This is a genomic window from Taibaiella helva, assembly GCF_003545695.1.
Taxonomy (GTDB): Bacteria; Bacteroidota; Bacteroidia; order Chitinophagales; family Chitinophagaceae; genus Taibaiella; species Taibaiella helva.
The window spans coordinates 163,584-175,607 of the sequence record NZ_QUZZ01000009.1; the positions used below are offsets into that span (position 1 = coordinate 163,584).

Annotated in this window: 11 protein-coding genes; 6 read left to right on the forward strand and 5 right to left on the reverse strand. The window is 50.9% G+C overall.

Annotated features, from left to right (window positions below):
• Positions 1 to 182: 182 nt before the first annotated feature.
• A complete protein-coding gene (gene fabG, locus DZC79_RS15325; protein WP_118952480.1) occupies positions 183 to 929 on the reverse strand; it encodes a 3-oxoacyl-[acyl-carrier-protein] reductase in 747 nt (248 codons plus the stop codon).
• Positions 930 to 1,075: 146 nt separating this feature from the next.
• On the opposite strand from fabG, the gene DZC79_RS15330 reads away from it, so the two are divergent.
• The 3 genes from DZC79_RS15330 to DZC79_RS15340 are packed head-to-tail and all read left to right on the forward strand — an operon-like array spanning position 1,076 to position 4,939.
• Positions 1,076 to 1,762, forward strand: a complete 687-nt coding sequence (locus tag DZC79_RS15330; protein WP_118952481.1) for a hypothetical protein — start codon at positions 1,076 to 1,078, stop codon at positions 1,760 to 1,762.
• A 49-nt stretch (positions 1,763 to 1,811) separates the two neighbouring features.
• Complete coding sequence (locus DZC79_RS15335) at positions 1,812 to 3,923, forward strand: prolyl oligopeptidase family serine peptidase (RefSeq protein WP_118952482.1); 2,112 nt, start codon at positions 1,812 to 1,814, stop codon at positions 3,921 to 3,923.
• Positions 3,924 to 3,982: 59 nt separating this feature from the next.
• On the forward strand, positions 3,983 to 4,939 hold the full coding sequence (locus DZC79_RS15340; protein ID WP_118952483.1) for an alpha/beta fold hydrolase: 957 nt from the start codon (positions 3,983 to 3,985) through the stop codon (positions 4,937 to 4,939).
• A gap of 92 nt (positions 4,940 to 5,031) precedes the next feature.
• Here the strand turns inward: DZC79_RS15340 and hpt are convergent, their stop codons facing one another.
• Together hpt and DZC79_RS15350 are read right to left on the reverse strand one after the other, a co-directional pair.
• Positions 5,032 to 5,568 (reverse strand): hypoxanthine phosphoribosyltransferase, encoded by a 537-nt coding sequence (hpt, locus tag DZC79_RS15345; RefSeq protein WP_118952484.1) that lies wholly within the window; start codon positions 5,566 to 5,568, stop codon positions 5,032 to 5,034.
• 60 nt (positions 5,569 to 5,628) lie between these two features.
• Positions 5,629 to 6,945 (reverse strand): MutS-related protein, encoded by a 1,317-nt coding sequence (locus DZC79_RS15350; protein ID WP_118952485.1) that lies wholly within the window; start codon positions 6,943 to 6,945, stop codon positions 5,629 to 5,631.
• A gap of 93 nt (positions 6,946 to 7,038) precedes the next feature.
• On the opposite strand from DZC79_RS15350, the gene DZC79_RS15355 reads away from it, so the two are divergent.
• A complete protein-coding gene (locus tag DZC79_RS15355) occupies positions 7,039 to 8,055 on the forward strand; it encodes an NAD(P)H-dependent glycerol-3-phosphate dehydrogenase (RefSeq protein WP_232831845.1) in 1,017 nt (338 codons plus the stop codon).
• A gap of 77 nt (positions 8,056 to 8,132) precedes the next feature.
• Here DZC79_RS15355 and DZC79_RS15360 read toward each other — a convergent pair whose 3' ends face one another.
• Positions 8,133 to 8,510, reverse strand: a complete 378-nt coding sequence (locus DZC79_RS15360; RefSeq protein ID WP_118952487.1) for a DUF1634 domain-containing protein — start codon at positions 8,508 to 8,510, stop codon at positions 8,133 to 8,135.
• A gap of 72 nt (positions 8,511 to 8,582) precedes the next feature.
• Positions 8,583 to 9,086 (reverse strand): TlpA family protein disulfide reductase, encoded by a 504-nt coding sequence (locus tag DZC79_RS15365; RefSeq protein ID WP_118952488.1) that lies wholly within the window; start codon positions 9,084 to 9,086, stop codon positions 8,583 to 8,585.
• Between the two features lie 261 nt (positions 9,087 to 9,347).
• On the opposite strand from DZC79_RS15365, the gene DZC79_RS15370 reads away from it, so the two are divergent.
• Both DZC79_RS15370 and DZC79_RS15375 read left to right on the forward strand, forming a co-directional pair.
• A complete protein-coding gene (locus DZC79_RS15370; protein ID WP_157977183.1) occupies positions 9,348 to 10,970 on the forward strand; it encodes a DUF6029 family protein in 1,623 nt (540 codons plus the stop codon).
• Between the two features lie 135 nt (positions 10,971 to 11,105).
• Entirely contained in the window at positions 11,106 to 11,867 is a 762-nt protein-coding gene (locus tag DZC79_RS15375) for a DUF4476 domain-containing protein (protein WP_118952490.1), read from the forward strand.
• The last annotated feature ends 157 nt before the right edge of the window (positions 11,868 to 12,024 follow it).

Consider the following 12,024-nt stretch of genomic DNA (forward strand, 5'->3'; position numbering starts at 1 on the left):
ATGCCTTCTTTGTCAGGTATCCACCCTCTGAGCAGTATTAACATATGCGCCTTTTTTACCCGGAAGCGGGCGGGAAAACCCCTGGCTTTATGTAATGGTAATTGCCTGAACGATAAAAGGAGACCCGGAAGGTCTCCTTTTATCGTATCGTTTTTTCTTCCGGGTCGGGGAAGGTATCGTGTTTAGATATTCATGCCGCCGCAGGCGCTCATTACCTGGCCGGTCACATAGCTGCTGAGATCGGAGGCCAGGAATAAAGCCACATTGGCGATCTCTTCCGGCTTACCGAAGCGTTGCAGCGGTATTTTTTCAAACCACTGGCTGGCATCGCCATCTTTAAGATAGTGTGTCATATCTGTCTCGATAAAGCCGGGCGCAATGGCATTGCAGCGCACATTGCGACTGCCCAGCTCCTGCGCTACCGATTTGGTAAAACCGATAATGCCTGCTTTCGACGCAGCATAGCTGCTTTGTCCTGCATTACCTTTCACACCTACGATAGAGCTCATGTTGATGATGCTGCCGCTGCGGGCCTTCATCATAGTACGGATCACCTGTTTGGTCAGGTTGAATACCGATTTCAGGTTGGCATGCATCACTTCATCCCATTGATCTGAGCTTACGCGCAGCAGCAGGTTGTCGCGGGAGATGCCGGCGTTATTCACACAGATATCGATCGTGCCAAATTCTTTGGCTACATCGGCGGCCAGCGCTTCAGCAGCGGAAAAGTCGGCAGCATCGCTTTTATAGGCTTTCGCTTTTACGCCCATCCCGTTTAGCTTTTCTTCCAGGGCTTTGGCTTTCTCATCCGAAGAGAGGTAAGTAAAGGCAATATTGGCCCCATGTTCTGCGAATTTCAATACGATGGCTTCGCCAATACCACGGCTGCCTCCCGTTACGAGAGCAGTCTTATTTTCAAGTAATTTCATCTGCCTGGCTTTTAATAAGAATAACGTAGGTGTGTGCTGCTATAAGGGCCCCAGCCTGTGTATCATGCAGCTTCAGGCCGCTAAAATAAACCATAAAATTGAAAATCGTACTTTTGAAGGATAATCATAAATTATTGTCGCGACAAATGAAAGCAGTGTTTGCAGCTGTTATCGGACTCCTTTTTTCCGCTTCCCTTTACGGGCAGCAATACCAGCCGCTGAAGCTGTTTGACCTGGCTACCGGCGCCGACGTGGTCACTTACGGAACGATCATTAATGTAGATGAGCACTTTTTTTACCTGCAGGGCTTTACCGAACAGGGGAAGGCTAAAATCTATAAGATCGAAAAGTTCACCGGCCGATCCGGTTCCTATCGCTGGGAAGCCTATGCAAAGGGTCAGCGGGTTTTTGTTTTTCTCCGGAAAGTAAGCAATAACCTGTATAGTATTATGAGTCCCGGGGCGGAAGGCGAGCTGCCCGTGCTGAATGATTCGCTGGTAATCGATATGCAATGCTTTACACCCCTTATCCAGCAACGCCTGGCGCCTAAAGGCCTTACGCCCGAGTTCAGAAAGTTGCAGACCTTTAATGTCGGCAGGAAAAAAGTGCTGGGGCTTCGCTTTACACCCCTGTATCTTTACCAGGCGATCGTGGCGCTGCGCGACTGTTACCAGGTTATCCTGAAACGTCCTAATACCTTTCCCAGCTTCACCTGCTTTAATTTCTTCGACCGCTATACTCGCGAAAAGATCGACCGGCAAAAAAGGAAGTCGAAGCTGATGCTGCTGATGTATAATGATATGGAAGAAGCGCAAATGAAAAACTGTAAGTAAATTCGCTCCATATTGATTATTGCCTCATGTAAAAACAGCCTATTCTGTAATGAATAAAAAATGGATTCCCCTGCTCGCGCTCAGCGCCTGCACGGCATTGGATATGACAGCCCAAACCCGCTACCCTGCTACCAGAAAAGATGAGCAGACCGACGATTACTTTTCCCATAAGATAAGCGACCCTTACCGCTGGCTGGAGAACGATACTGCCAGGGATACGGAAGCCTGGGTAAAGGAACAAAATAAAGTAACGCAGGACTACCTGTCGAAGATCCCCTTCCGCAGCAAAATCCATGCGCGGCTTACCGAGCTCTGGAATTACCAGCGCTATGGCGCACCGCAAAAAGAAGGTGAGTGGTTTATCTTTTCGAAGAATGACGGCTTGCAGAACCAATCGGTACTTTATGTAAAAAAAGGCCTGAATGGTACGCCAGAGATACTGCTTGATCCCAATAAGCTGTCGGCCGATGGTACGGTTGCTTTGCAGGCTACGGGCGTATCCCGCCATCAGAAATATTTCGCCTACGCCGTTTCGGCCTCCGGGAGCGACTGGCAGGAGATCTATGTGATGGACTTCACTACGCGCAAGCTCATCAGCGATAAGATCGAATATGTAAAGTTTACCAGCATCAGCTGGGCCGGCGACGATGGCTTCTACTACAGCGGCTACGACCGGCCGAAGGACGAGAAGACCAAGTATAGCGCTAAGACAGAATACCAGAAAGTATTCTACCATAAGATTGGTACGCCGCAGAGCGCCGATAAGCTGATCTATGAAGATAAGGAGCACCCCCTGCGTTATGTGGGCGGCGGTCTTACCGAAGACGAGCGTTTCCTGGTGCTCAGCATCTCTGAAGGTACCGACGGCAGCGAGATCAAGATCATGGATATGAAGAATAAAGGCGCCGGGTTTATCACCATAGTGCCCGGCTTCAGCACCAATGCCAGCGTCGTGGATAATGTAGGCGATAAGCTACTGCTGCAGACGAATAGCGGCGCACCGAACTATAAAGTGGTGCTGCTCGACCCGAAGAACCCGGGTGAAGCTGCCTGGAAAACCGTGATCGCCGAGCAGAAAGAACCGCTGGAGGCTATCAGCACTGGCGGCGGTAAACTGTTTGCCAGCTACCTTAAAGATGCCTGCACCCAGGTTAACCAATATACCCTCGACGGCAAGCTGGAGCACAAGATCGAACTGCCCGGCGTAGGTACGGCCTCCGGCTTCGGCAGCAAAAAAGAAGACGGCTTTTTCTTCTATACCTTCACCTCCTTCACCTACCCGGCTACATCATTCCGTTACGACATCAAAACCGGTAAGTCTACCCTGTATCAGAAGCCTGATGTGAAATTCGATCCTGCAGCCTATGAGACCAAACAGGTCTTTTATGCCAGCAAGGATGGCACCCGTGTGCCCATGTTTATTACCTGTAAAAAAGGGCTCAAGCTTGATGGCAGCAATCCTACGCTGCTCTATGCTTACGGCGGCTTCAACATTAACATCACACCGGCCTTCTCTGTAGCCAATATGGCCTTTATCGAAAATGGCGGCGTGTATTGCGTAGCCAACCTGCGCGGTGGCGGCGAATATGGAGAGAACTGGCACAAAGGGGGTATGTTGGAAAAGAAGCAGAATGTATTCGACGACTTCATTGCAGCAGCAGAATACCTCATTAAAGAAAGATACACCAGCAGCGGCAAGCTGGCAATCCGCGGCGGCAGCAATGGCGGCCTGCTTGTCGGCGCCTGCCTTACCCAGCGCCCTGATCTGTTTAAAGTAGCGATCCCCCAGGTGGGCGTGCTGGACATGCTGCGCTACCATAAGTTTACAGTAGGCTGGGGCTGGGCAGTAGAATACGGCAGCAGCGATAAAGAAGATCAGTTCAACTATCTGATCAAATATTCTCCGCTGCACAACATTAAACAAGGTACCTGCTACCCTGCAACCCTGATCACTACTGCCGATCATGACGACCGCGTGGTGCCGGCGCACTCTTTCAAATTTGCTGCTACGCTGCAGGCCGCACAGGGCTGTGAAAATCCTACGCTGATCCGTATCGACAGCAAAGCCGGTCACGGTGCAGGCAAGCCTACTTCCAAAATGATCGATGAAGCTGCCGATATCTGGAGCTTCGTCTTCTACAATATGGGCGTCCAGCTCTAATCTTAACGAAGCTGCCCCACTCCGGGGCAGCTTCTTTTTTTTACGCCAAAATATATTTCATGTCTGCCAGAATATACCTGCTGCTTATCGCCAGTTTCTTTACCTGGACTGCAATGGCTCAATCCTTTCCCGACAGCTGGAAAGATGGGAAATACATCACCGTGAATGGCGCTAAGCTGTGGGTGGTAACGGTAGGAAAAGGTGATCCGCTGATCCTCGTTTCCGGCGGCCCCGGCGGTGCGCATACCGGCCTGCGTCGTTTCGACACGCTGGCCGGGAACAATATGCTCATTTATTTCGACGCCTTCGGCCGGGGCAAATCCGATACTGCTAAGGACGTAAAAGAATATTCGCTGGAGCGGGATATCGAAGACCTGGAAGGCCTGCGCCAGGCGCTGAAGCTGGAAAAGATCAACCTGCTCGGTCATAGCTATGGCGGTTTGGTAGTGCAGGGCTATGCGCTCAAATACCCGCAGCGGGTAAGCCACCTGGTGCTTGCCAATACCTTTCACAGCAATGTGATGTGGCAGGCCAACGACGACAACAGCAATCATGAGATCAGGATCAACTATCCCGAAGTATGGGACGAGCTGATGGCGTTGAGAGAAAAAGGTTATGTGTCTTCCGACAAAGAATGCCAGGAGGTCTATGGCCGTGTGCCTTATGGCTTCCTGTATGCGTACAACCCGGACAAGTTTGCCAGCCGTGGCAGCAAGCCTTATCCCAATAGCTTCAACAGTAAGCTGTATTATCAGCTGGTTGGCGCCGACGGCGACTTTATCGTGGGCAGCGACATCGGCACCTTCGATTACCGCCGCCGGCTCAAAGAGCTGAAGATGCCCGTATTGATCTATGGCGGGCGTTATGACCGTGTAGCCGTACCGTACATGATGGTCAAGTATAAGCAGTATTGCCCGCAGGCCAGGTTTGAAATGTTTGAGAAGTCGGGGCATAATCCGCAGGTGGAAGAGCCGGGAAAGCTGTTCCCTTTGCTGGAGCAGTTTTTGCACTCCTAAGAAAGAGCATTTTTTTAGTAGCTGAAGGCTGCCTGAATAAGGCAGCCTTCAGCTATTACGCTATACGAACCCGCTACAGCAGCGGTCCGGTATTATTCGGCCAGCTGGTAGATCTCCGGGATATTCCTTCCCAGTCCATCATAGTCGAGGCCGTAGCCCACAACGAATTTATTGGGAATGGCAAAGCCTGTATAGTCGGCCTTTACGGGATATTTCAGGGCTTCCGGCTTGGTGAGCAATGCGGCAATGCGGATAGAGGCCGGTCCCTGGTGCTCCAGCTGCGGCAGAAATTCATACATGGTTTTTCCCGTATCGATAATGTCTTCCAGCAGGATAATGTGCCGGTCGTGCAGCGATTCTTCCAGGCCGATCGCCGTGATCACATTACCCGAAGAGGTAGTGCCTTTGTAAGAAGCCAATTTGATGAACGATATCTCCGCCTCTATGTCCAGGTTGCGGAACAGGTCGGCTGCGAAGAGAAAAGACCCGTTCAGCACGGCGATAAACAGCGGCCGCTTGCCGGCATAGTCTTTGCTGATCCGGGCGGCCAGCTCCCTGTTCTTGGCCGCAATGTCTTCGGCCGACAAATAGGGAACAAAGTTTTTATCGTGTACGCGGATACTGTTCATAAGCTTGCAAATTGGACTGCAAAGAAACAAAATTCCGTCATAGCCCGGTTTATCATTCCATTAACCCCTTTGCTGCAGCAGGTCCAGTACACCTTCGTTCTTCAACACCAGATAACCGATGCGGTCGCGCGATACACCTTCTTTCAGCTGATAAGTAAATTCATAGCGGCCATCGTCGCTGATGCGGGTATAGCAGTACCGGAACCAGATATTGCTCTTTTCCTTCAGCGTTTCCGAAAGCTCGTTGAGGTGGGTCGACAGCGCCATCAGGTTGTCCTGCTGCCCCATTAATCCTTCGATTACAGCCCGGCTGCATTCATAGGCGTCGTGCACATTAGTCCCCTTGAACAGTTCGTCCATCAGCACCAGGTGATAACGGTTGCGACTCAGCTTCTGGGCCGTAAGCTTCATCCGCTGCACTTCGGCAAAGAAATAGCTTTCTCCCAGGAAGATATTGTCTTCGACCTGCATATTGGTAATGATCCCTTCTAGGAAGCTGATTTGCATGGAGCGCGCCGGGATACCCATGCCGATATGCGCCATCAGTGCCGATACGCCCATGGCGCGGATAAGGGTACTTTTGCCCGACATATTGGCCCCGGTAAGGAAGAGAAAATTCTTATCCCTGGAAAACCCGATATCATAGGCTACGGGCTTGGCCAGCAGCGGATGGTACAGCTGTGCCGCTTCGAAGCGCATGGCTTCGGCCGGGAGCAGACCGGGAAGCTGCCAGCCATGTTCGAGGGTCGCCAGCGCCAGGGAGTGCTGGGCGTCGAGCCGGGCGTAGCGTTCGATCAGTTGAAGAACGATGTGCTTGATCTCGCGCCTTGCGCGGTAGCTCAGCTCGATCAGCACCGCCTGCGAAGCGTTATCTTCCGTTTGCGCGAGCGATTGGCACAAGGGCAGGGCCAGCACTTCTTTAAACGCTTCCAGCTCCCGGTCTATAGCTGCCGGTGGATTTTCATCCTGCAACCGTACCAGGTCGGCGCAGCCTTTCAGGAAATCGATAAGGTGCGATACCGAGAAGCGGACAAAGGAATAGGCATTGCGGTTAAAGACCTTTTGCATCAGCGAATTGATCAGCAGCATCAGCGGGTTGGCCCGCCCGGCCACACCATCGGCCGATTCATAGAATTTCTCGATCATGACCAGCGTTCCGTTGGACACCTGCCGGGTCCACCGGTCCGTATGCCTGATCCAGAAACGAACGGCATCCTGTTGCTCCTGCAGCTTTTCGAAAGTCGCCGGAGGTTGCTGCACCAGCTTGCGCAGGGTGTCGGAACCCGCCTGGGTAGTGCAGCGGTTGATGAGGGAAAATATAGAACGGTCGCCGCTGAGGAAAGAAAGATCCTGTAGAGTCGTTTTATCTAAAATCACGATTGAGCTTTAGCATTTGAGTCTGCTTTAAGGAATTTCCACAGAACTTAAATTTTTATTTAAACGATTAAGGTATTACTTTTCGGGCAAATTTTGACAACATACAGCATGTTCGGCATTATAGGAAATGGAAGCTGGGCCACGGCATTGGCAAAAATGCTGACCGACAACGGGAATACGATACACTGGTGGATGCGCAACGAGGATTCTGTATCCCACTTACTGCAAAAGCATCACAACCCGCATTATCTTACTTCTGTTAGTTTCCGTCCCGATCTTATCCTGCCGACCACGCACCTGGAGCAGGTAACCGAGGCCTGCGATACCCTGGTCATTTGCGTTCCTTCAGCCTATATACTCGATGTGCTGGATACCCTGCCGGCAGAGGCGCTGCAACGGAAAACGATCGTTTCCGCCATCAAAGGTATACTGCCGCAGCAACATATCCTGCTTAACGATTATCTTGTGTCTGCTTTTGCTGTACCCTTGCAGCAGTATGTGGCCATTACCGGCCCCTGTCATGCTGAAGAAGTGGCGCAGGAAAGGCTTTCTTATCTTACCTTCTCCGGTCTTGATGACGGCGTCACGCAGAAAGCGGCAGCGGCCTTTTCCACCGATTACATCCGCACCACTTCAAATCATGATCTCTGGGGCGCCCAGTATGCCGCCGTGCTGAAGAATATTTATGCCGTAGGCGCCGGCCTGGCCCATGGTATCGGCTATGGAGACAATTTCCTGAGCGTGTACAATACCAATTGCTACCGGGAAATGTACCGTTTCCTGCAGCAGCAATTTGAGCAGGTGCACCCTTCCAGCGAAATTCCCGATTTTCATACCAGCGCCTATCTTGGCGACCTGCTGGTGACCTGCTATTCGCCGCACAGCCGTAACCGTTCGTTCGGAACCCTTGTCGGTAAAGGCTATTCGGTTAAAGCAGCGACCACCGAAATGAGCATGGTGGCGGAAGGTTATTTCGCCGTGCGCGGTATGCGGAAGATCGCCGCCGAACTGAATATCGATATGCCCATTATGCAGCAGATCCACGAGGTGCTTTGGGAAAACAGATCGCCTGCAGCCGCCTTCAGGAATATCGAAACACTGCTGTCCTGATCTTTTTATTGCATTCAATTTTATAGGACCTCGCCTGGTAGAGACGTTGCAGGCAACATCTCTACAGAAAACCGGCACTAATGCCCGGCAACGCCGAAGAAAAGACTGTAGGCAATAATGCACAGTACCAGAAAGGCAATCACCGTATATAGCCGGTCTTTTTCCAACCAGAAACCGATCATGGTGAACAGTACCCGGGCAATGGGCGTTGCGATCAGCGCCATTACACCAAGCTCCATAATGGCTTTGCTGTCGCCATGCCGTAGGGCCTGCCAGAAGACGGGAAGGCGAAATACTGCGCGTTCATCAAACACACTGTAGCCGGCCGTCTGGCCCCCATATTGAAAAAGGTACATCAGCAGGCCGGCGATCACGATCGTCATAGCGATGATAACGCCCAGGCGCAGCAAGTTACCGATGAAGGACTGGAGATCTTTATCCTGGAAGGATTTCATTGGTGCAAAAGTAACAAATCCTTTCCCGGGAAGGAAAGGATTTGCGGATTATTGTGATAAGAGCGCTGCTTATTATTTGGCAGCCAGCTCTTTAATTTTGGTAAAGAGAATCTCTTCGCCACCGGCTTCATAGCCGCTTTGCATATACGCAACTTTGCCTTGCTTGTCTACAATAATAGAGAAGGGCACATTCTGAAAGTTAAGGGAACGCTTCAGGTCAAAATTGGGATCCTGGTAGTAGGGGAAATCCCATCCCTGCGATTTGGCATATGCTTTTACCTGGGCGGTAGCGCGGCTGTCATCTTCGGAAATGGTCATGTAGTTAAAATCGGCCTGGGTTTTCCATTCTGCCATCTTTTCCCTTACCATTTTGATCTCCTTTTTGCAGGGAACGCACCAGGTAGCCCAGAAGCTGATCAGGGTTACTTTACCTTTTTCTACGGTTTGGTTAAAGGCCACAGAGCCGCCGGACGGGTCTTTGATCGGGGTATTGGGAAGGTCCATCTGGACGGCGTTCTGAGCGCCGGCATTAAAGCCCAGGAAGGCCAAGGCCGCTAAGGCAACAAGTTTCTTCATATGGAAAACGAAGGTTAAGAATGAGCAATAAATCTGTTCTTCCTTCCTGCGGAAGGGAGCCTGGTGCAAATATAAGTTTTATGCATTTTTATTTCCTGCTTCTACATAGATTAACACAAGATTCACCACAAAAAGTAAGTAACGCCTCAATAAATCATACTACATAAAAAGATAGGTGCTGGAAATCTTTATTAAAAAAAACTACCTTAGCGAAATTTTTATACGCGTCGACTGAAAAAAACACCCATAGTTTAATACCCAATGAAAAAGATTTTTATACAATTAACCGTTTTGTCAGCGCTGGCTCTTACCAGCTACAACAGTGCCCGGGCACAGGGAGCAGGAACTTTTTCCGGCGATCTGCAGCTGAACGGAAACTTTTTCCAGCGCGATTCGGCTATCGGAGCTGCCGGCAACGACCTTTACGATAAGTACATGAGCGGCAGCGAAGGCTGGCTGAGCCTCCGCTATTCCAACTATGGATTTACCGGTTACCTGAGGCTCGACGTTTTCAGCAATTCCAACCTTAAAGATCCCTATAAGGCCATGAGCGGCTTTGGTATCGGTGCCTGGAACATCAGCAAAGAGGTGATGGGGCTTACCATTACCGGCGGTTATATCTACGACCAGATCGGTAGCGGTATCCTGTTCCGTTCCTATGAAGACCGCGGCCTGCTGATCGACAATGCCCTGGAAGGTCTGCACCTGAAATATAAGCTGACCGATCAGATCACCGTGAAGGGATTTGCAGGCCAGCAAAAAAACATATTCGACCGCTACCGACCCATCATCAAAGGCTTTAATGCTGAAGGAGATTTCAACCTGAGCAAATCGGTGCACATCACTCCCGGTGTAGGCGTGCTTAACCGTACCCTGGACCAGGAAACCTATACCGGCATCTTCAATACCATACAAAGCTACGCGGTGGAAGACCGCTTTACACCCAAATACAATACTTACGCCTTTACCGGCTACAATACCCTTACCGCAGGCGACTTTACCTGGTATATAGAAGGTGCGTACAAAACGCATGAGACCATTAACTACCCGATCCTCAATGCCAACAGCATCGACCAGATCTATAAGGACAAATCAGGTAACATCGTCTTCAGTACCCTGGGCTATGCCCGCAAAGGTCTCGCCCTGAACGTCACTGCGAAGCGCACCGAGAATTTCGTTATGCGGATATCGCCCGATGAAAATTCGCCCAACAACGGCCAGATCAACTGGCAGCCCATCGTGGCCCAGATCAGGCCACAGCGGCTGATCGCCCGCTACACCCCTGCTTCCCAGGACATCAGCGAAAAAGCGATCAATGCCAATGCCCTGGTATCGCCCAACGACAATTACGATTTCAACTTGAGCTATACGCATATCGACCGTCTCGACGGCCTGAAGCTGTACCGGGAAGCCTATTTTGAAGCCAATATCCGCAGCGTAAAGAACTTCCTGATCGATGTGGGCGCCCAGTATATGGAATACAACCTGTTCTACCAGGGCAAGCAAGGAGATCCCATCCTGAAGGCTATTACCCCCTTCACCGAGATCACCTACCTGATCGACAGCAAAAATTCCCTGAAGCTGCAGGCGCAGTATATGAATGCTAAGGAGGACGATGGCAGCTGGACTTTTGTCGGCCTGGAGTATGCTATTGCCCCCAAATGGTCTTTTGCTGTGTCGGACATGTATAACGTGTCGCCCAGCGCAAAATCTATTTATAAGGACCAGCACTTTTACAATGTGTTCATTGCCCGTACGCAGGGCGCTCACCGTATCTCCCTGGCTTACGTGAAGCAGGTGGCCGGTATCAACTGCTCCGGCGGCGTATGCCGCTACGAGCCGGCCTTCAGCGGTGTGCGGCTGATGATCACTTCCAGCTTCTAAACGACAATCAGATTCGATAAAGCCCCGGCCGACCTTTCTGCCGGGGCTTTTTAACATACGGACAATAAATAATGCCTCTTTTGCGATTTAACTTAGCAGTTCATTTCCAGTCTAACCGCAAATAATCATTGACCAATGAAAAGGATATTGGTGCTGGCCCTGGCTTTATTCAGCTTCCTGCCGGCCGTTTTTGCCCAGAGAAGCGATAGAAGCACCCTCAGGATTCGTTTAAGCGACGGCGGGCCCTTGCTGGTAACGATCAACGGTCGCGATTTCAGGAAGATCGGCCGCAGCATCACTATAGCCGATATTCCCCGCAAACGCCAATACATGCAGATATACCGCTACCGGGCCTATGCCGATGGCAAAGGCGGTAAAGCGGAGCTGGTGTACAGTGGTACTATTAAAGTGCATAAAGGGTCGACCTACGATTGTATCGTCGATATCGGTACCCGTAAATTCCGCATGCTGGAGGTGGCTTCCCTGCAGCCGCTGGCGCAACAACCACCCTTCAATCCCCGCCGGGATCAGCCGCTGAATACCGATGACGGTACAGCTATGGATAACAACGCCCCTGTGGCCGACGACACACCGTTGGAGCTGCCGCCCGATCGCACCGTAAGCGCCCGGCTGCAACCCCTGAAAGCAGCAATGGATAAGGAAGATGCCGATAGTAAAAAGCTGGCGGAAGCCCGGAAGTTTATTGCGGCCAATAGTGTGACTTCTGCAGAGGTAGCCGATATCGCTGGCTGGATATTTTTCGACGACAACCGGCTGACGTTCGTTCGGGCGGCCTATGCGCGTGTCAGCGATAAAGAAAACTTCAATACGGTAGGCACCGTATTTACCCTGCCCGAAAGCAAAAAGGAATTCGAGAATTTTTTGAAAAATAAATAAGCGTTAAGCAACGCGCAAATGGAAGCGCTGCCCCGGTTACTGCGGGCAGCGCTTTCATTTGCCCATTTTTGAAGCCTGCCATGACAATAGTTTTTCTGTTCTTTTGCCTTGATGCAAAAGAACCAAAAGATCAAGGCCATTGGAAAAATGACTAAAA

Excerpts from the sequence above, each read along its gene's own strand:
- fabG (WP_118952480.1), bottom strand. The coding sequence starts at position 929 with ATGAAATTACTTGAAAATAAGACTGCTCTCGTAACGGGAGGCAGCCGT.
- DZC79_RS15330 (WP_118952481.1), top strand. The coding sequence starts at position 1,076 with ATGAAAGCAGTGTTTGCAGCTGTTATCGGACTCCTTTTTTCCGCTTCC.
- DZC79_RS15335 (WP_118952482.1), top strand. The coding sequence starts at position 1,812 with ATGAATAAAAAATGGATTCCCCTGCTCGCGCTCAGCGCCTGCACGGCA.
- DZC79_RS15340 (WP_118952483.1), top strand. The coding sequence starts at position 3,983 with ATGTCTGCCAGAATATACCTGCTGCTTATCGCCAGTTTCTTTACCTGG.
- hpt (WP_118952484.1), bottom strand. The coding sequence starts at position 5,568 with ATGAACAGTATCCGCGTACACGATAAAAACTTTGTTCCCTATTTGTCG.
- DZC79_RS15360 (WP_118952487.1), bottom strand. The coding sequence starts at position 8,510 with ATGAAATCCTTCCAGGATAAAGATCTCCAGTCCTTCATCGGTAACTTG.
- DZC79_RS15365 (WP_118952488.1), bottom strand. The coding sequence starts at position 9,086 with ATGAAGAAACTTGTTGCCTTAGCGGCCTTGGCCTTCCTGGGCTTTAAT.
- DZC79_RS15370 (WP_157977183.1), top strand. The coding sequence starts at position 9,348 with ATGAAAAAGATTTTTATACAATTAACCGTTTTGTCAGCGCTGGCTCTT.
- DZC79_RS15375 (WP_118952490.1), top strand. The coding sequence starts at position 11,106 with ATGAAAAGGATATTGGTGCTGGCCCTGGCTTTATTCAGCTTCCTGCCG.